The sequence below is a fragment of the Kitasatospora sp. NPDC088861 genome, from assembly GCF_044750105.1.
Taxonomy (GTDB): Bacteria; Actinomycetota; Actinomycetes; order Streptomycetales; family Streptomycetaceae; genus Kitasatospora.
The window spans coordinates 26,964-45,037 of the sequence record NZ_JBIVJF010000001.1; the positions used below are offsets into that span (position 1 = coordinate 26,964).

The 18,074-nt window shown below is 73.8% G+C and carries 20 protein-coding genes; 10 read left to right on the top strand and 10 right to left on the bottom strand.

What is annotated here, in order from left to right; all coding sequences use genetic code 11:
- Positions 1 to 122: 122 nt before the first annotated feature.
- Together ACIP37_RS00140 and ACIP37_RS00145 are read right to left on the bottom strand one after the other, a co-directional pair.
- Entirely contained in the window at positions 123 to 1,799 is a 1,677-nt protein-coding gene (locus tag ACIP37_RS00140; protein WP_363632217.1) for an RICIN domain-containing protein, read from the bottom strand.
- 237 nt (positions 1,800 to 2,036) lie between these two features.
- Entirely contained in the window at positions 2,037 to 2,276 is a 240-nt protein-coding gene (locus tag ACIP37_RS00145) for a chaplin (RefSeq protein WP_363587791.1), read from the bottom strand.
- A 231-nt stretch (positions 2,277 to 2,507) separates the two neighbouring features.
- Between ACIP37_RS00145 and ACIP37_RS00150 the strand changes: the two genes are divergently transcribed.
- The 4 genes from ACIP37_RS00150 to ACIP37_RS00165 all read left to right on the top strand — a co-directional run bounded on the left by ACIP37_RS00150 (position 2,508) and on the right by ACIP37_RS00165 (position 4,111).
- Positions 2,508 to 2,759: a chaplin gene (locus ACIP37_RS00150; protein ID WP_363374899.1), complete on the top strand. Its 252-nt coding sequence runs from the start codon at positions 2,508 to 2,510 to the stop codon at positions 2,757 to 2,759.
- 235 nt (positions 2,760 to 2,994) lie between these two features.
- Entirely contained in the window at positions 2,995 to 3,237 is a 243-nt protein-coding gene (locus ACIP37_RS00155) for a chaplin (RefSeq protein ID WP_363587789.1), read from the top strand.
- Between the two features lie 105 nt (positions 3,238 to 3,342).
- The gene (locus ACIP37_RS00160) at positions 3,343 to 3,612 is read left to right on the top strand and encodes a chaplin (RefSeq protein ID WP_063348863.1); all 270 of its coding nucleotides are present in this window, start codon (positions 3,343 to 3,345) and stop codon (positions 3,610 to 3,612) included.
- 118 nt (positions 3,613 to 3,730) lie between these two features.
- Positions 3,731 to 4,111 carry a hypothetical protein gene (locus ACIP37_RS00165; protein WP_363632219.1) on the top strand — a complete coding sequence of 127 codons (381 nt, stop codon included), beginning with the start codon at positions 3,731 to 3,733 and terminating at the stop codon, positions 4,109 to 4,111.
- A 79-nt stretch (positions 4,112 to 4,190) separates the two neighbouring features.
- On the opposite strand, the gene ACIP37_RS00170 is transcribed toward ACIP37_RS00165, so the two are convergent.
- On the bottom strand, positions 4,191 to 4,847 hold the full coding sequence (locus tag ACIP37_RS00170) for a hypothetical protein (RefSeq protein ID WP_363617823.1): 657 nt from the start codon (positions 4,845 to 4,847) through the stop codon (positions 4,191 to 4,193).
- Positions 4,848 to 5,149: 302 nt separating this feature from the next.
- Between ACIP37_RS00170 and ACIP37_RS00175 the strand changes: the two genes are divergently transcribed.
- The 3 genes from ACIP37_RS00175 (at position 5,150) to ACIP37_RS00185 (ending at position 6,421) form a co-directional block, all read left to right on the top strand.
- Positions 5,150 to 5,494: a hypothetical protein gene (locus tag ACIP37_RS00175; protein ID WP_030232098.1), complete on the top strand. Its 345-nt coding sequence runs from the start codon at positions 5,150 to 5,152 to the stop codon at positions 5,492 to 5,494.
- A gap of 76 nt (positions 5,495 to 5,570) precedes the next feature.
- Positions 5,571 to 5,915, top strand: coding sequence for a rodlet layer protein (locus ACIP37_RS00180; protein WP_363587783.1), 345 nt, complete (start codon positions 5,571 to 5,573; stop codon positions 5,913 to 5,915).
- Between the two features lie 239 nt (positions 5,916 to 6,154).
- Positions 6,155 to 6,421 carry a hypothetical protein gene (locus ACIP37_RS00185; RefSeq protein ID WP_063348859.1) on the top strand — a complete coding sequence of 89 codons (267 nt, stop codon included), beginning with the start codon at positions 6,155 to 6,157 and terminating at the stop codon, positions 6,419 to 6,421.
- Between the two features lie 100 nt (positions 6,422 to 6,521).
- On the opposite strand, the gene hemB is transcribed toward ACIP37_RS00185, so the two are convergent.
- The 7 genes from hemB to ACIP37_RS00220 form a co-directional block, all read right to left on the bottom strand.
- Entirely contained in the window at positions 6,522 to 7,502 is a 981-nt protein-coding gene (hemB, locus tag ACIP37_RS00190) for a porphobilinogen synthase (RefSeq protein WP_400842938.1), read from the bottom strand.
- A gap of 67 nt (positions 7,503 to 7,569) precedes the next feature.
- Complete coding sequence (locus ACIP37_RS00195; protein ID WP_363587779.1) at positions 7,570 to 9,219, bottom strand: bifunctional uroporphyrinogen-III C-methyltransferase/uroporphyrinogen-III synthase; 1,650 nt, start codon at positions 9,217 to 9,219, stop codon at positions 7,570 to 7,572.
- Positions 9,216 to 10,226 (bottom strand): hydroxymethylbilane synthase, encoded by a 1,011-nt coding sequence (hemC, locus tag ACIP37_RS00200; RefSeq protein ID WP_363587777.1) that lies wholly within the window; start codon positions 10,224 to 10,226, stop codon positions 9,216 to 9,218. Before hemC ends, ACIP37_RS00195 begins: the two co-directional genes overlap by 4 nt.
- Before the next feature lie 41 nt (positions 10,227 to 10,267).
- Positions 10,268 to 11,605 (bottom strand): glutamyl-tRNA reductase, encoded by a 1,338-nt coding sequence (locus ACIP37_RS00205; RefSeq protein ID WP_363632221.1) that lies wholly within the window; start codon positions 11,603 to 11,605, stop codon positions 10,268 to 10,270.
- Positions 11,606 to 11,702: 97 nt separating this feature from the next.
- Complete coding sequence (locus ACIP37_RS00210; RefSeq protein ID WP_363587805.1) at positions 11,703 to 12,590, bottom strand: redox-sensing transcriptional repressor Rex; 888 nt, start codon at positions 12,588 to 12,590, stop codon at positions 11,703 to 11,705.
- 107 nt (positions 12,591 to 12,697) lie between these two features.
- Positions 12,698 to 13,444 carry a 3'-5' exonuclease gene (locus ACIP37_RS00215; RefSeq protein WP_363632223.1) on the bottom strand — a complete coding sequence of 249 codons (747 nt, stop codon included), beginning with the start codon at positions 13,442 to 13,444 and terminating at the stop codon, positions 12,698 to 12,700.
- A 162-nt stretch (positions 13,445 to 13,606) separates the two neighbouring features.
- Complete coding sequence (locus ACIP37_RS00220; RefSeq protein WP_063348853.1) at positions 13,607 to 13,891, bottom strand: glutaredoxin family protein; 285 nt, start codon at positions 13,889 to 13,891, stop codon at positions 13,607 to 13,609.
- Between the two features lie 119 nt (positions 13,892 to 14,010).
- Here ACIP37_RS00220 and ACIP37_RS00225 point away from each other — a divergent pair, with 119 nt between their 5' ends.
- The 3 genes from ACIP37_RS00225 to ACIP37_RS00235 all read left to right on the top strand — a co-directional run bounded on the left by ACIP37_RS00225 (position 14,011) and on the right by ACIP37_RS00235 (position 18,057).
- Positions 14,011 to 15,072 (top strand): HAD-IB family hydrolase, encoded by a 1,062-nt coding sequence (locus tag ACIP37_RS00225; RefSeq protein WP_400809988.1) that lies wholly within the window; start codon positions 14,011 to 14,013, stop codon positions 15,070 to 15,072.
- 570 nt (positions 15,073 to 15,642) lie between these two features.
- Positions 15,643 to 16,464, top strand: coding sequence for an ECF subfamily RNA polymerase sigma factor, BldN family (locus ACIP37_RS00230; RefSeq protein WP_363587803.1), 822 nt, complete (start codon positions 15,643 to 15,645; stop codon positions 16,462 to 16,464).
- 270 nt (positions 16,465 to 16,734) lie between these two features.
- Positions 16,735 to 18,057 carry a DUF5667 domain-containing protein gene (locus ACIP37_RS00235; RefSeq protein ID WP_363587771.1) on the top strand — a complete coding sequence of 441 codons (1,323 nt, stop codon included), beginning with the start codon at positions 16,735 to 16,737 and terminating at the stop codon, positions 18,055 to 18,057.
- Positions 18,058 to 18,074: the final 17 nt, after the last annotated feature.

Here is an 18,074-nt window from a genome sequence, read left to right on the forward strand (position 1 = left end):
CTGTTTTTTTGGTTCCCCCCCCCCCCCCCCCCCCCCCCCCCCCCCCCCCCCCCCCCCCCCAAAACCCCGGGGGGCCCCCCCCCCCCGGGGGGGGGGGGCCCACGCCGCGGAGGTGCCCGGGATCAGCCGTGGAGGTAGACGATGCCGAGTTTGGTGAGCTGCCAGAGCTGGGTCGCGGCGCCGGTGTCGGTGGCGAGTTCGACGGCGGGGTTGCCCTTGGCGTCGAGGGTGGTGCCGGGGGCGATCACCTTGGTCGGGTCCTGGGAGTCGGCGATCTTGTAGCGGCCACCACCGGCCGGCTTGAGGACCCAGTGCTGGTTGCCGCCGCCGTTGCAACGCCACTGCTGGATGCGGGTGCCGGCGGTGGTGGAGGCGGCGTTGGCGTCCAGGCACATGTCCCGGTTGCCGCTGAAGTCGAGCTCGTAGCTGCCGCCGGCCTTGGCCTCCAGGACGAAGGACTGGTTGAGCCCGCCGGTGGCCGGATAGGTGATGGCGGCCCGGCCGTTGGTGGAGTCGCCGTAGGTGCCGCCGCCGGTGAGGTCGAGCGCGTTGCCGCTGGCCGCGTTGGTGAGCTGGTACCAGGAGCCGTCCTCGGGGACGTCCGCGAACGGCTGCCCGGGGGTGAGCGGCTGGATGGAGGTGGTGTTCTGCTGGTTGAGGGTGCAGTAGGCCTGCGCCAGTTCGGGCTTGGCGAAGAACTGGCCGAGGCAGACGCCCTCGCCTCGGTAGCCGGCCACCCTCAGGTGGTACGACTGGCGGACCATGTTCATGCACAGCCCGGGGATGCCGATCTGCGAGTCGCAGCCGTTGCGGGCCCACTCGGCGAGGTTGATGACGTCCCCGTTGCTGTACTCGTACGGGGAACTGGTCCACTCCGCGCAGACCTCGTGGCCGAAGGCGACCCGCCGCTGGTCGAGGTAGCGCACGCCGGGCACCTGCTCGGCGGCGCCGCGCAGCGCGTCGCTGAAGGTCGGCACCACCCAGTTGTGGCCCCAGGCCAGGTCCTCGGGGAAGGCCGGGCAGCCGTCGGCGACCTTGCCGAGGTAGTCGTTGCGCCGGATGTCCGGGGTGATCGGATTGAAGTACGACTGGTAGACCAGCTGGTACGAGGAGTCGGCGTAGCCCGCCTTCCGCATGGTCTGCCGGATGTTCTGGAGCGCGGCGACGACCTTGGGCTGGACCCGCTTGGCGCGCTGGACGATCTCGTCGCTGCCGATGGTGTCGCGGCAGCCCTGGTCCTTGGGGATCGGGAAGTACTGCGCGAGGCAGTGCATCATGATCCCGCTGAAGTCGAAGTCGTCGTTGGCGCCGATCGTGACGACGACCATCTTCACGTCGTACCTGCCCGCCGCGTCGGCGAGTTTGACGTCCTGTTTGGGCTCGCCGAAGTCGCCGCTGCCGGAGCCGGTGACCTTGGCGAGTTCGGGATCGCTGACCAGGTCGCCGGTCTGGGCACCGGAGCAGGCGAGGTCGATCGGGGTGACCCCGGGGATGTCGGTGACGAAGATCTCCGACTTGGGGTGCCGGTGGCAGTAGTTGGTGGGGCTGTCGGTCTCCGGGAAGTAGCCGTCGTTGGTGTCGGTGCCGGCGCCCTCCCCGGAGATGGCGCTGTCGCCCAGGGCGACGATGGCGGCCGGGCGGGTGGCGCCGGCCGCGGGGGCCGGGTCGGCGAGGGCGGCGGGGGCGCCGGCCAGGCCGAGGGCGGCGACGAGGGCGCCGGTGGCGAGCAGTGCGCCGTACGGGGAGCGGCGCGCCACCGTCCGGGGCCGCCGCGCCGCTGTCAGTCGGGACCTGATCACACGCGACTCCTTGCGGGGGGGGGGGTGGGGGGCCGCCCGGCCGGGCGCCGAGCGGCGCGGAGCAAGAAAGGTGAGCAGGTCTCATATTCTAGGTACTGACAAGTAACGCAACAAGGCTTGCGACACCGCCGGAACCTGACGCCCCGACACGCCCCCGGACATGCGGAGAGCCGCCGCCCCGCGCCCCAGGAGGGAAGCGCGGAACGGCGGCTCGTACCGGCCGAACCGGGAGCAGGATCAGCCCAGGTTGGCGCAGTGGTTGCCGAACGCCGGGTTCAGCAGGCCGATGATGTCGATGGTGTTGCCGCACAGGTTGACCGGCACGTGAACCGGAACCTGAACCTGGTTGCCCGAGATGACACCGGGGGAACCCGCGGCGACACCCTCGGCGCCGGAGCTGGCCATCGCGGTGCCGGCGCCGGCGGCCACGATGCCCACCACGGCCGCGCCGACGGCGGCGGTCTTCTTGATGCTCATACGAGCCTCCTGACTGTTCATACAGAGATGCACGGGGAGTGCGACATCAAGAACGACACCCACCCGGGCCGGTTGCGACAGTGGACGCACTGTCACCCATCCGGCCCAACGGGGACGGCGACCGGCATTCGGGTGATCAGCGGACCGGACCGTTTCCCCTCGCGCGGTGCCTCGTTCTCTCTGGCGGAACACGATCCACCCGGTCCCCTTCACACGAATCGAGTACCGCCCATGCGCAAGCTCGCCCACGGCGTCGTCGGCACCGCGGCCAGCGCCGCCCTGCTCGCCGCCGGCGCCGGCGTCGCATCCGCCCACCACCTGCACGGCGCGTCCGCCGAGGGTGTCGCGGCCGGCTCGGCCGGCGTGGTCTCGGGCAACTCAGTGGAGGTGCCCGTGCACATTCCGCTCAACGTGTGCGGCAACTCGATCGACGTGGTGGGCCTTCTGAACCCGGCGTTCGGCAATAACTGCCTCAGCGCCTGACCGGGAATTCCCCTGGTCGCACCTCCGCCCGAACCGCTCCCGGCCGTGCGGGAATTGTTCGCGAGGTGCTGGAAGAACGCGGCGGCCGCGTCGACGCCCGAGCCATGGGCGAAACACGCCGGTGTGCGCCGCCGGAGTGACAATCACGGCAATCCCCAGAAGCCAGCGGGTGAGTATTCGTGCTCGCCCGGCTCCCGACATTTCCCATCCGTCGGGCAGAAAACGGAGGAAAGACATGCGCAACTTCAAGAAGGCCGCCGTCCTGTCCCTGGCCGCCACCGGTCTGGTCCTCGGTGCCGCCGGCGGTGCGTTCGCCAGCTCCGGCGCCGAGGGCGTGGCCGCCGGCTCCCCCGGCGTGCTCTCCGGCAACCAGATCCAGATCCCGGTGCACGTCCCGATCAACCTGTGCGGCAACTCCATCAACGTCATCGGCCTGCTCAACCCGGCGTTCGGCAACACCTGCGTCAACGCCGGCTGAACCGGCCGTCGCCGCACCGTCGACAGCTGATTCACCGAGTGCCGCGCCCCGCGACGCCGGGGCGCGGCACGCTCCACCCGTGTGTGATCGAGGAGATCAACCCCCATGCAGAACGTGAAGAAGGCCGCCGTCCTGTCCGCCGCCGCTGCCGGCCTGGTGCTCGGCGCGGCCGGGTCCGCCGCCGCCAGCTCCGGCGCCGAGGGCGTGGCCGCCGGCTCCCCCGGTGTCGTCTCCGGCAACCAGGTCCAGATCCCGGTGCACATCCCGGTCAACCTGTGCGGCAACTCCATCAACATCGTCGGCCTGCTGAACCCGGCGTTCGGCAACAGCTGCGCCAACGTGGAGCTCCCCCCGCCGCCCGCGGACGACTGCTGATCCCCGATCGGCACCCGTTCCGGCCGTACTGCCCCCCGACCAGCCGGCCGGGGGGCAGTTCGGCATCCCCGGGCGGCCGGTGGCCGTCCGGCCCCCGATCCACCGAAGGGTGATCCGCATGGTTTCGAAGAAGAGCGGGGCCTGCCTGGTCGTCGCCGTCGGCGCCACGGTGCTGCTCGGCACCGGCTCGGCGCAGGCCGCCACCACGACCGGTTCGGCCCCCGCGTCGGGCCCGGCCAAGCTGGCGAAGACCGATGTCGGTCAGGCGCTGAACGGGACGACCTCCGGCCTCGGCTACGGGCTCGCGCCGGTCAAGGACCTGCGCCTGGACCCGTGGGCGAACTCCTCGGCCGACGTGCTCAACAACGGCGCGACCGTCAAGCCCGACCAGGGCCTGGCCCCGGTCGGCACCGGCGGGCTGACCGGCCCGCTGAGCGCGGGCGGCGGCATCCGGGACCTCCCGCTGGTCGGTGGGCTGACCGGCGTGCTGCCGGGCTGAGCCGCCCGGCGCAGGCGGGAGCCCGGCACCCCGGTCGCGTCCGGGGTGCCGGGCTCCACCGTGCCCGGAGCCGCTGGGCTCAGAGCTGGGTCAGGTCGGTCAGGCCGGTCTGCTGCACCACGCCGGTGGTGGTCGCGGTGGTGGTCGCGGCCAGGTCGCCCACCTTGTCGGTGACCGAGATCGGGTGGTCGTCGTCGCCGAGGCTGGCAGTGGCACCCGGAACGGCCTGCACCGTGCCGGTGACCAGTCGCGGGTCCACCTCGCCCACCTTGAGCCGGCCGTCGGCCAGCTGGCCGGTGCCGTCCTGGACGAGGGCGAGCGGCTTGCCGACGGCGAGGCCGGGGGTGTCGGCGTGCAGCGGCGCGGCCGGGGCCTCCAGCAGCACCTGGCCGAGGTCGGCGCCCTGGTCGACCAGCGGGAGCGGCAACTGGGCCTTGGCGCTCGGGCCGACCTTCCCGGTCTGCAGCTCGGGGACCAGCCGGTCCGGGATGAGCTCGGTGCTGGTGGTGCGGCCGGGCGCCGGCGGCAGGAGCAGCGAGGTCGGGATGCCGGCCGTGACGCGGCTGCCGAGCGGGGTGAGCGGAACGTCCGCCGGGACCTGCTGGGTGGCCAGCTTGTCCTCCAGGGCACCGACCTGGTCGGGGCTGACCGGGGCGGCACTGGCCGCTCCCTGGGAGGCGAGCATGCCCGCACCGACCGCCAACAGCATCGCGCCGGCCCGCTTGGAGAACTTCATGCTTTTCACCGTTCTGCCTGTCCGTACTGGAGATCCCTGAAGGGAGGGGCTGCGGGGCGCAGCCGGAAAGCAATCTGCCTCAACGAGTGACCGTGAGTACGGATTGCGGCGGTTAACCGGTTCGGCCTAATAATCCGACCGGAAACCACTCTTCGACGCGCCTCCCGGACTCTTTTCAAAAATCCCCGTAACCTTCCGTGCCGTCATTCTTTGATCTGGACGTCAGTGACTGCAGACCGGGTCTGAGCGTTCTACGCGTTGTACGCACGGAAACCAAGAGCATTTCAGAGAGGGATCTCCCCATGATCCAGAAGTCCTTCGCCGCCGCCGGCCTGGCCGTCGCCGCGCTGGCCGCCGCCGCCGCGCCCGCCTCGGCGATCGGTGACGCGGACGGCGCCGCAGCCTCCATCGAGGGCAACGGCGGCACCAACTTCACCGGCACGGTCGGGAACAACAGCCCGAACTTCCACTTCCTGGACAACGCGAACGTCTGCCTCCCCGAGATCCACAACATCGCGGTGGGCGTGCTCGGCGTGGCCGTCCCGGTCGAGGTCCCGATCGCCAACAGCGGTGGCAAGCAGTACTGCACCCAGGGCCAGGGCACCCAGAGCCACGGCGACGCGGGCGTGTCCCACCTGATCGGCTGACCGTTCCCCCAGCTGCACTCCCCTGAACCACCCTTCGAATCGCTCCCCGATTCACCCCTCGAGAGGAAAACCGGAAATGATCAAGAAGTCCCTCGCCGCCGCCGGCCTGGCCGCCGCCGCCATCGCGATGTCCGCCGGCTCGGCCTCCGCCATCGTCGACTCGGACGGCGCCGCCACCTCCGTCCAGGGCAACGGCGGCACCAACCAGACCGGCACCCACGGCAACGGCAGCCCGAACTTCCACACCCTGGACAACGCGAACATCTGCCTGCCGGAGGTCCACAACATCGCCGTCGCCGTGGTCGGCGTCGCGGTTCCGGTCGAGGTGCCGATCCTGAACAGCACCCCGAAGCAGATCTGCAACGTCGGCCAGAACACCCAGTCCTCGGGCGACGCGGGCGTTTCGCACCTGATCGGCTGATCAAGGGGCACGGCACGGACGGAGGGCCCGGGGAGGTACGTCTCCCCGGGCCCTCCGGGCGCTACGGGCGCTCGAGGCGCCACGGGCGAGGTGTCCGGCCGGCCGCCGCCGAACAGGCGCGGACCGGCCGGGTGAGCGGACGTTCGGACCGGCGCGTGGGGTGCCGACCCGAACGGCCGGATGTGATCACGTGTCAGAGGCAGCGCCCGCCGGGGCGCTCCGAAAGAGAGGGCATTTCCATGAAGAGCAAGCTGGCCAAGGCCGCACTGACCGCCACCGCCGCGCTGGCGCTCGCGGGTGCCGCCACCCCGGCGTTCGCGCACGTCGGCTTCGCGGGCGGCGGCGAGTTCGTCGCCTCGGGCGACCAGCCGTTCGTGGCCGGTGCCGGCTTCGGCGTCGGCCACACCAGCGACGTCATCGCCGGCGGCTTCGGCGGCGGCGCCGCCACCTCCACCGACGTGATCGGCGGCGGCGAGGGCTTCGCGCACATCAACGGCTGGAAGTAGAACCCGGAAGGCCGGGCCGCCCCCACGGGGAACGGCCCGGCCTTCTCGTTGCCCGCACCGCCCCGAGCGAGCCTGAGGCGAGCGGGCGAGTGACCGCCGACTACTTGAGCATCGCGGCGGCCTCGACCGCCCAGTAGGTGAGGATCTGCTCGGCGCCGGCGCGGCGGATCGAGGTGAGCGTCTCCATGATCATCCGCTCCCGGTCGATCCAGCCGTTCGCCGCGGCCGCCTCGACCATCGCGTACTCGCCGGACACCTGGTACGCGGCGACCGGCACCGGGGAGGCGTCGGCGACCTGGCGCAGGATGTCCAGGTAGGCCATGGCCGGCTTGACCATCACCAGGTCGGCGCCCTCGGCGAGGTCCTGCTCCAGCTCGCGCAGCGCCTCACGGGCGTTGGCCGGGTCCTGCTGGTAGCTCTTGCGGTCGCCCTTGAGCGAGGAGCCGACCGCCTCGCGGAACGGCCCGAAGAACGCCGAGGCGTACTTGGCGGTGTAGGCGAGGATGCCCACGTCCTGGTGCCCGGCCTCGTCCAACGCCCGCCGGATCACGCCGATCTGGCCGTCCATCATGCCGGACGGGCCGACCAGGTGGACCCCCGCGTCCGCCTGCACCCGGGCCATCTCGGCGTAGCGCTCCAGGGTGGCGTCGTTGTCCACGCTGCCGTCGGCGGCCAGCACGCCGCAGTGGCCGTGGTCGGTGTACTCGTCCAGGCAGAGGTCGGACATGACCACCAGGGCGTCGCCGACCTCGGCGACCACGTCGCGGATCGCCTGCTGGAGGATGCCGTCCGGGTTGGTGCCCTCGCTGCCGGTGGCGTCCTGCACGACCGGCACGCCGAACAGCATCAGGCCGCCCAGGCCCGCCTCGGCCGCCTCCACCGCGGCCTTGCGCAGGGTGTCCCGGGTGTGCTGGACCACGCCCGGCATGGAGGTGACCGGGACGGGCTCGCTGACGCCCTCGCGGACGAACAGCGGCAGGATCAGCTCCGCCGGGTGCAGCCGGGTCTCGGCGACCAGGCGGCGCATCGCCGGGCTCTGGCGCAGCCGGCGCGGGCGTACGTACGGGAATTCAGCGGACACGGCTTCTCTCTCCGAACGGTTGTGCAGTGCCGGGGGCGACGGATCGCCGCCCCCGGTCCCGAGGGTGTCAGCGGGCCTTGCGGCGCGAACCCGGACGGCGCTCGCTGGGCCGGTAGACCGGCTCGCCGGCGGCCGTGGCGGTGTCGCGGCGCCTGGCCCCGAAGTCTGCCAGCGCCTGGGCCAGCGCGGCCGCCGACGGCGCCGGGGCCATCACGTCGACCCGCAGGCCGTGCTCCTCGGCGGTCTTGGCGGTGGCCGGGCCGATGCAGGCGATGACCGTGACGTTGTGCGGCTTGCCCGCGATGCCGACCAGGTTCCGCACGGTCGAGGACGAGGTGAAGAGCACCGCGTCGAAGCCGCCGCCCTTGATCGCCTCGCGGGTCTCGGCCGGCGGCGGCGAAGCGCGCACCGTCCGGTACGCCGTCACGTCGTCGACCTCCCAGCCCAGCTCGACCAGGCCGGCCACCAGGGTCTCGGTGGCGATGTCGGCGCGCGGCAGCAGGACCCGGTCGATCGGATCGAACACCGGGTCGTACGGCGGCCAGTCCTCCAGCAGGCCGGCCGCGGACTGCTCGCCGGAGGGCACCAGGTCCGGCTTCACGCCGAAGTCCACCAGGGCCTGCGCGGTGGTCTCGCCGACCGCCGCGACCTTGATCCCGGCGAACGCGCGGGCGTCCAGGCCGTACTCCTCGAACTTCTCCCGGACCGCCCGGACCGCGTTCACCGAGGTGAAGGCGATCCACTCGTAGCGGCCGGTGACCAGGCCCTTGATGGCCCGCTCCATCTGCTGCGGGGTGCGCGGCGGCTCGACCGCGATGGTCGGCACCTCCTGCGGCACCGCGCCGTACGAGCGCAGCTGCTCGGACAGGCCGGTGGCCTGCTCCTTGGTGCGCGGCACGAGCACGTTCCAGCCGAACAGCGGCTTGGTCTCGAACCACGAGTGCGAGGACCGGTGGGCGACCTGCTCGCCCACCACGGCTATCACCGAGGTCGCCGGGTCCACCGGGGCGGAGACCGGCGAGGGCAGCACCCGGGCGGCCTTCAGGTCGGCGGCGATGCCGGACAGGGTGGAGGTGAAGGTCCGCTGGCGGGTGGTGGTGCCGGAGAGCGTGGCGCTCAGCGCCGACTCCGGCTTGCGGCCGTTGGCGACCAGGGCGCCCGCGGTGGCCGGCAGCTGGCCCAGGGTGGTCCGGACCACCAGGGTGGTCTCCGGCGCGCCCAGGTCCACCGGGCTGCCGGCCAGCAGCGCGGTGCCGTCCACGAAGCGCACGTCGGTGCCGGCCGCACCGCGCAGCGGGACGCCCGCGTACGCCGGGACGCCGACCGACTGGGCGACGCCCGGGATCACCTCGAAGGGGATGCCGTCGCCGGCGCAGCTGAGCATCTCCTCGGCGGCGCAGCCGTCCAGGCCCGGGTCGCCGTCGACGGTGCGGACCACGTGCTTGCCGGCCCGCACGGCCTCGGCGACCAGCCGGGCCAGGTCGAAGTCCGCGCCCTCGGCGGCCGGGGTGTGCACCTGCACACCGGCCGGGCAGTGGGTGCGCACGGCCACCGCGGTCAGCGGGTCGGCGACCAGGATGTCGGCCGAGGACAGCACCTCGACCGCGCGCAGGGTCAGCAGCCCCGGGTCCCCGGGGCCCGCGCCCAGGAAGGTGCACCGTCCGGTGGCGGACTGGCCGCCCGGGAACGGGGTTTCGGTGGCGGCGGTGGGGCTCATCGGGCTCGCTCCCCCATCAGGGTGGCCGCGCCCGCGTCGAGCAGCCGGGCGGCCAGCGCGCGGCCGAGGGCCGTCGCGTGCTGCTCGGCGGTCTCGTCGAGGACGATCGGACCGTTGGCGGACATCTTCAGCAGGGCGGCGCCGTCGGGGTCGCCGACCACGCCCTCCAGCCGCAGTTCGTTCGGTCGGACCCAGGTGGCCAGCGCGGCCACCGGAGCCGAGCAGCCGGCCTCCAGGGTGGCCAGCAGGGCCCGCTCGGCGACCACGGCGACCCTCGTGGGGGCGTGGTCCAGGGCGGCGAGCGCGGCGGTCAGGTCGGTGTCGGCGCTGGTGCACTCGATCGCGAGCGCGCCCTGGCCGGGGGCCGGAACCATCAGCTCCGGGTCGAGGTGCTGGGAGATCTCGGCGCTGCGGCCGAGCCGGTTGAGGCCGGCCGTGGCCAGCACCACCGCGTCCAGCTCGCCGCTGGTCACGTAGCCGATCCGGGTGTCCACGTTGCCGCGGATCGCGACGGTCTCCAGCGCGGCGCCGCGGGCGGTGGCCCAGGCGTTCAGCTGGGCCATCCGGCGCGGCGAGCCGGTGCCGATCCGGGCCGGGCGGCCGGCGCCGGCCAGCTTCTCCACCAGCTCGTCCAGGGTCAGGCCCTCGGCGGCGACCAGGGCGTCCCGGGCGTCCTCGCGCTCGGGGACGGCGGCCAGCGCCAGGCCCTCCGGGGCGGCGGTGGGCAGGTCCTTGAGCGAGTGCACGGCGAAGTCGATCCGGCCCTCCAGCAGCGCGTCCCGCAGGGCGGAGACGAACACGCCGGTGCCGCCGATCTGCGCCAGCGCCTCCCGGGAGGTGTCGCCGTAGGTGGTGATCTCGACCAGCTCGACGGGGCGCCCGGTGACCCGGGTGACCTCGCGGGCCACCATGCCCGACTGGGCCATGGCGAGCGCGCTGCGCCGGGTGCCGAGCCGCAGGGTCGCGGTGGCGGCCGGAGTCTGCTCCGTGATCGGTTGACCATTCATGAGGTGATCGTCCCGGTGGTACTCGTGGGATGGCTGACGGTTCATCTGGTGCCCCCGCCCGAGGGCTGGGGGCCGCCGACGGGTGTGCCCGACACGGCGTGCACGGCCGCCGGGTCGAGGTCGAACAACTCGCGCAGCGCGTCCGCGTAGGAGGCGCCGCCGGGCTCGGCGGCCAACTGCTTCACCCGGACGGTCGGGGCGTGCAGCAGCTTGTCGACGACGCGGCGGACGGTCTGGGTGATCTCCGCGCGGGAGCGCTCGTCCAGGTCGGGCAGCCGGGAGTCCAGCCGGCCCAGCTCGGCGGAGACCACGCCGGAGGCCATCGCCCGCAGCGCGACCACGGTCGGCGCGATCCGGGCGGCCCGCTGGGCGGCGCCGAAGGCGGCCACCTCGTCGGCGACGATCCGGCCGACCTGGTCCACGTCACCGGCGCCGGGGGTGGCCGCGTGCGCGCGGGAGAGGCTCTCCAGGTCCACCAGCAGGGCGCCGGGCAGCTCGTGCACGGCGTGGTCGACGTCGCGCGGCATGGCCAGGTCGAGCAGGGCGAGCGGCTGGTCGGCGGTGCGGGCGGCGACCGCGGCGGCCACGTCCCCGGCCTTGACCACCACGCCGGCCGCGCCGGTGCAGGAGATCACCAGGTCGACGTCGGCCAGCGCCTCCGGCACCTTGGCCAGGTCCAGGGTGCGGGCCACGCCGGAGCCGAGGATCTCGACCAGGCGCTCGGCGCGGGCCGGCGTCCGGTTGGCGATCAGCACGTCGGTGACGCCGGAGCGGACCAGGGTGGCGGCGGCCAGCGAGCTCATCGAGCCCGCGCCGACCACCAGCGCCCGCTTGCCGGCGATCTCGCCCGCGCCCGCCGCGACCTGCTCCAGGCCGAAGGTCACCAGCGACTGTCCGGCCTTGTCGATGCCGGTCTCGCTGTGCGCCCGCTTGCCGACCCGCAGCGCCTGCTGGAACAGCTCGTTCAGGCCGCGCCCGGCGGTGTGCTCCTCCTGCGCGGTGGCCAGCGCGTCGCGCAGCTGGCCGAGGATCTGGCCCTCGCCGACCACCATCGAGTCCAGGCCGCAGGCCACCGAGAACAGGTGGTGGACGGCGCGGTCCTCGTAGTGGACGTAGAGGTGGGAGGTCAGCTCCTCCAGGTCCACCCCGCTGTGATGGGCGAGCAGCAGCGACAGCTCGGCAACGCCGGCGTGGAACTTGTCCACGTCCGCGTACAGCTCGATCCGGTTGCAGGTGTTGAGCAGCGCGGCCTCGGCGACGGTCGCGGTGGCGGCCGCGTCGTGCAGCAGCCGGGTCGGCACCTCACCGGTCAGCGCGGCGCGCTCCAGCACGCCGACCGGCGCCGTGCGATGGCTCAGTCCAACGACGAGAAGACTCACGCCCGCCCCCAGGTCCCACGGTTGTCCGTACTCATGCCGCCCCGCACCGCTCGGCGGGCGCTTCGCACGACCTGCGTCCTGCGGCTGACTCGCTCGCTCATGCGGGCATCACCGCGGGGAGATCGCCCTCCCCGCCCTTGCCGGACTGGCCCTGCTCGGCCTGGTCCTTGGCCGCGGTCTCGGCGGTGCCGCGGCCCTTGCCGCTGCCGCCCGCCGCGCGGCGCAGCTTGGCCGCCGCCGCCCGGACCGGGCCCGGGGCGCGGTCCAGCACCGACTCGGTGCGGTCCGGCTCCTCGCCGGCCTTGCGCTGCTCGTGGAAGGCCAGGATCTGCAGCTCGATGGAGAGGTCGACCTTGCGCACGTCCACGCCGTCCGGGACAGTCAGCACGGTCGGGGCGAAGTTGAGGATGCTGGTGACGCCGGCCTCCACCAGCCGGTCACAGACCTGCTGGGCGGCGCCGGGCGGGGTGGTGATCACACCGATCGAGACGTGCTGGCTCTCGACGATCGACTCCAGCTCGTCCATGTGCCGCACCGGCAGGCCGGCCGCGCTGCCGCCGACCACGTTCGGGTCGGCGTCCAGCAGGGCGGCCACCCGGAAACCGCGGGAGGCGAAGCCGCCGTAGTTGGCGAGGGCGTGGCCGAGGTTCCCGATGCCGACGATGACGACCGGCCAGTCCTGGGTCAGGCCCAGCTCGCGGGAGATCTGGTAGACGAGGTACTCGACGTCGTAGCCGACGCCGCGGGTGCCGTAGGAGCCCAGGTAGGAGAAGTCCTTGCGCAGCTTCGCCGAGTTCACGCCGGCGGCGGCGGCCAGCTCCTCGGAGGAGACCGTCGGCACCGAACGCTCGGAGAGCGCGGTGAGCGCGCGCAGGTAGAGGGGGAGGCGGGCGACGGTCGCCTCCGGGATGCCCCGGGCACGCGAGGGTCGGCGCGCGGCGCCCTGGTCGGGCGTCTGCGAACTGCTCTGTGGTGATCGGCCGATTGCCACGGTGCTCCTGTGGGTGAAGCTGGGCTTTGGCAGCCAGGCTATGCGTTTGTGAACGTGTGCACAAAGATGGTGTCCGTTTTGTCCCCACACAGTGATGCGCATCACGCCGTCGAGCCCATAGCACCGCGCTCCGTCAGGAGGACGGCCGGGGCGGGCACCCCGGGCAGCCACGGGCCGTACGGCGCCTCCCGGCGCACCAGCGGGACGGGCGTGCCGGACGGGCGGGAGCGGGCCCGGCCCAGCCGCGGCCAGGGCACCCGGGCCGCCTCGCGCAGCGGGCCCGCCCAGTCGTCCGGCGGGCAGGACGGGACGCCGACGCAGTGCCGCAGCAGCTCGGCGGTCACCCGGGCGTCGCCCAGCGCGGTGTGCGCCGGGTACCAGCCCAGGCCCGCCGCCTCCACGCAGGCCGCCAGGCCGTGGCCGCGGGCCTGCGGCAGGTGGGCGCGGGCCAGCCGCATCGTGCACAGCAGCGGCACGGGCGGCAGCGCGACCCCGATCCGGGCGAACTCGCGATCCAGGAATTTGTGGTCGCAGCTGACGTGGTGACCCACCAGCACCCGGCCGGCCAGCAGCTCCAGCAGCCGCGGGGCGATCTCCCGGAAACGCGGGGCGCCCTCGACGTCCGCCTGGTGTATCCGGTGCACGTGGGTCGGACCGACCGGGCCCAGCGGGTCGAGCAGGGTGGCGAACTCCCCCTCCGGGCGCAGCCGCTCGTCCAGCAGGACCACCGCGATCTCGACCACCCGGTGCCGCCACGGGCTGCGGCCGGTCGCCTCCACGTCCACCACGGCGAAGCCCCTGGCGCCCGGCGGGGCTTCGGGCGTCCCAGGGGTCGGGCCGGGAAGCATGGCGGCACTCCTCGCGTGCTCAGCCCCCCTCGGGCGCAAACGCGTTCGATCGTAAGCCGACCAACCGGCCCCGGCCCAAGCCGGACCGGGGTGTCTTTGACAACGATTCGGCGAACCGCCCCCGCCGAGTGGCGGGGCGGCAGCGGCGGTGCGCGGGAGCGGTCAGCCGCCGAGGGCGGCGCGCAGGCGGCGCTCGTCGACCCGCCAGAAGTCGTGCTGGCGCCCGTCGATCAGGGTCACCGGGATCTGCTCCCAGTAGCGCCGGTACAACTCCTCGTCCTGGGTGATGTCCTTCTCCTCGAAGGTCGCGCCCAGCTCGCCCGCCACCCGGACGATCACCTCCCGGGCGTCGTCGCACAGATGGCAGCCGGGCTTGCCGACCAGGGTCACGGTGCGGTCGGCCGGCGCGGGCTTCGGGCTCTTGTCACGTCGCAGCAGTGGGCTCACCCGGCCATTGTCCGCCCGCCCGGCGACCGCCCCGCCGGGGCCCGGGACCGCCCGGTGTTCACCGCGCGGGCACGCCGCCGTCACGGCCGCCGCGCGCCCGGCTGGCTATGCTCGATGACATGGCCGTGCTCCGAAGGCTCACCCAGGCGAAGCGTTCCACCACCGAGCGGAGCGCCCTGGCGGGCGAGGCTGCCGCCGAGGCGGCGGCAGCTGCGCTGCAGGCCGAGCCGGAGTCGGCCACCGCCCCCGCGGAGAGCACCGCGCCCGCCGGGAGCACCGCTCCGGCCGAGGTCGCCGCCGGGAGCACCGAGAGCGCCGAGAGCTCCGGGAGCGCCGCGCCCGCCGCGGGCAGGCCCGGCAAGGCGCCCAAGGCCCCGGCCGAGAACCACACCCCCGAGCCGGGCGACCCGCGCGCCGCCGCGTTCTTCGACTGCGACAACACCATCCTGCGCGGGGCCGCGATCTTCTACCTCGGGGTCGGCCTCTACCGGCGCGGCTTCCTCACCCGCCGCGACATCGCCCGGTTCGCCTGGCAGCAGGCCTGGTTCCGGCTGAACGGCGCCGAGGACCCGGAGCACATCTCGGACGCCCAGCACACCGCGCTCGGCCTGGTCGCCGGGAAGAGCACCGCCGACCTGGAGGCGATCTGCGAGGAGGTCTTCGAGCAGGTCGTGGCCGACAAGATCTGGCCCGGCACCCGCGCCCTGGTCCAGATGCACCTGGACGCCGGCCAGCGGGTCTGGCTGGTCACCGCCGCCCCGCTGGAGGTGGCCCGGGTGATCGCCCGCCGGCTCGGCATGACCGGCGCCCTGGGCACCGTCGCCGAGGCCGACGGCGGCCGGTACACCGGCCGGCTGGTCGGCGAGCTGCTGCACGGCCCGGCCAAGGCGGCCGCGGTGCACGCGCTGGCCCGGCACGAGCGGCTGGACCTCGACCGCTGCGCCGCGTACAGCGACTCGGCCAACGACATCCCGATGCTCTCGCTGGTCGGCCACCCGTACGTGGTGAACCCGGACGGCGCGCTGCGCCGCCACGCCCGGGCCCAGGGCTGGCGGGTGCGGGACTTCCGGACCGGCCGGAAGGCGGCCCGGGTGGGACTGCCGGCCGCAGCCGCGCTCGGGGTGCTCGCGGGTGCGGCGGCCGCCGGGGTGGCCCTGAACCGCCGCCGCCGCTGCGCCTGACGGGCTTCCGCCACCCCCGGTCGCGCCCCCAGCCGACAGGCCTGCCCGCGGCCTCCCCACGGCCTCCCCGCGCGGGTGACCGGCCGTCAACCAGGCCTCTGACCTGGCCCCTCGTACGGGCGAACTCCCGTTTCCGGTACGGCTTTCCGGCCCAATGAACGAACCTGTCACCCGGTGACTGGTTCTGATCGTTCGCCAGACCGGGAAAGTCGGGGGTTGCCGGGCCTCAAGACTGGGAAACCACCGGCCTGACCGCCGAATTGGTCACCCTGGGCGCCCGAACGGTCACGTTGAGCCGGATGAACGATGACAGGTCCGGTCAGTGTCAGCCGAATATGCGCGATAAATGGATCCCAAACGACCACTTCGACCACACGGTGTAGCTGTCATTGCACAAAGCGTTATTCTCTCCTGGATGCACGTCACCCACGCGCCCCGCTCGAACGGGCGGCGCGGGAGTGCTCTCCGCGCAGGCGGAGGTGATCCGTCCACAGTTCTGCCTCTGGGAGTCCCGTGTACCCACCCGTCCGGAACGACGCGCCTGCACCCTCCCGCCCGTCGTCCGCGCCTCTGCGCCCCCGCACCGGCCTCCGCGGCCGCCCCGTCGCCGACCGGCAGATCTCCACCGGCCTGGACCTGCTGCGCAACCTGCTCCGCAGCCAGCTCGCCGCCTCGCCCCAACTCGTGCCCGCCGGAGCCCCGTTCGGACACCCGCACGGCTCCGGCCTGGCGCTGCGCACCACCGCCGCCGGCTCCACCGGCACCGGCTCGCGCGGCCGCACCGGCAGCACCGGCGTCGGCCGCGGCCGCGCCCGGACCGCGCCGAGCCCCGGCTACGAGACCGAGCACAACCCGATCATGGAGCTGGTCGAGCGGGCCCAGGCCGGCGAGAGCGAGGCCTTCGGCCGGCTCTACGACCACTACTCGGACACCGTCTACCGCTACATCTACTACCGGGTCGGCAGCCGGGCCACCGCCGAGGACCTCACCAGCGAGACGTTCCTGCGCGCGCTGCGCCGGATCGGCACCTTCACCTGGCAGGGCCGGGACTTCGGCGCCTGGCTAGTGACCATCGCCCGCAACCTGGTCGCCGACCACTTCAAGTCCAGCCGCTTCCGGCTGGAGGTGACCACCGGCGAGATGCTCGACTCCAACGAGTGCGAGCGCAGCCCGGAGGAGTCGGTGCTGGAGTCGCTCTCCAACGCCGCCCTGCTGGACGCGGTGCACCGGCTCAACCCGCAGCAGCAGGAGTGCGTGACGCTCCGCTTCCTCCAGGGGCTCTCGGTGGCCGAGACCGCGCGGATCATGGGCAAGAACGAGGGTGCCATCAAGACCCTCCAGTACCGCGCCGTCCGCACCCTGGCCCGACTGCTGCCGCCGGACGCCCGGTGAGGCCGCGGTGACCGGGGGCGGCATAGCCGGCGGGCGGCCCGACGGGCCGTCACCGTCCGCACCCGACCGACACGTCCGGGTGAACGGTCGATCCGATGATCAGCCGTGCGTAACCCACCGCCCGCACCACTCGTTGGCCAGCATGCAAGTCCCCACCAGGCGTACGGTCAAGCCGAATTGCGACCTGTCACCCGATGGAGTGGCTTTGGCCCGCCGAGGCAACCGTCCGGCAGGCCGGGGTGTCGACAACGACGAAGGGAGGTGTGGCCCGTGACGGCAAACGTGCTGGAGCACCGACGGGCGAAGGCCTTCGCCGAGGCGCTGGAGGCCCACCGGGCGGAGCAGCGCGGCGCAGCGGACGCCGAATCGGCGAACACCGCTGCCACCGGCGCCGGTCCGGTCGCGATGGCCCAACTGGTCGGCCTGACCGACGCACTGGGCGCGATGCCCGGACCGGCGCTGGACCCGGAGGTACGGACCGTCCAACGCGCCCAGCTGATGGCCGCGTTCGAGCAGGCCTTCGCCGGCGGACCGGGCGCCACGGTGCCCCGCCAACGCCGGCACCGGGCCATCCGGACGGCGCCGCGCGGCCGCTGGAGCCGCCGGTTCGCGATCGGCGGGCTGGTCGCCGGACTGGCCGTCGGCAGCCTCGCCGGCGCCGCCGCCGCCAGCTCCAACGCCCTCCCCGGGGACACGCTGTACGGCATGAAGCGCGGCCTCGAAGGGCTCAGGCTCGACCTGGCGGACACCGACTCCGAGCGCGGCGAACTGCTGCTCGACAACGCCGCCACCAGGCTCGGCGAGGCCAAGACCCTGGTCGGCCACCCCGGCCCGGCCACCGGGCTCAGCCCGGGCACCGTCGAACGGGTCCGCCGCGCGCTGGACGACATGCACGCCGACGCCATCAAGGGCCGCGAGCTGCTCCGCTCGGTCTACCGCAGCAACGGCTCGCTCGGCCCGATGCGCGCCCTGGCCGGCTTCGCCCAGGGCGAGGACGGCCGCTGGACCGAACTGGCGGGCCAGCTGCCCGTCCAGCTGACCCAGCAGGCCCACCTGGTCGACCAGCTCTTCGACGACATAAGCGAGGACGTCGCGCCCCTGCGCCTGACCCAGCCCGCCGCCAAGAGCGGTGGCCCGGCCGGCACCGGAGCGGGCGGCGACACGGCCGGCCCGGCCACCGGCGGCGCCCCCGCCGACACCCCGGCGAACGGCTCCGGCCCCGCGCCCGGCGACGGCCCGGCCCAGGGCGGTGCCACCGGCGCGACCAGCGGCGGCAACAACCGCCCCGGCGGCACCGAGCGGGCCCCCGCCAGCACCGGCGCCAGCACACCCGGCGGCACCGGCGCCAAGGGCGGCGGCCTGCCGAGCACCCTGCCCAGCAGCGCGCCGGACGCCGTCAACGGGCTCGTCGGGGACCTCACCAGCGGGCTCACCGGCGGCAGGACCTCGCCGAGCGCCGCCCCGGCCCCGCCGCAGGCACCGCAGCCGCCCTCCGGCACGCCCAGCGCCCCGGCCGCCGGCCAGCCGCAGGGCGTCGAGGTGCCCCCGCTGATCCCGGGCCTGCTGCCCGGGCTGCGGCTCCTCGGCGGCTGACCGGACGACGCGGGGCC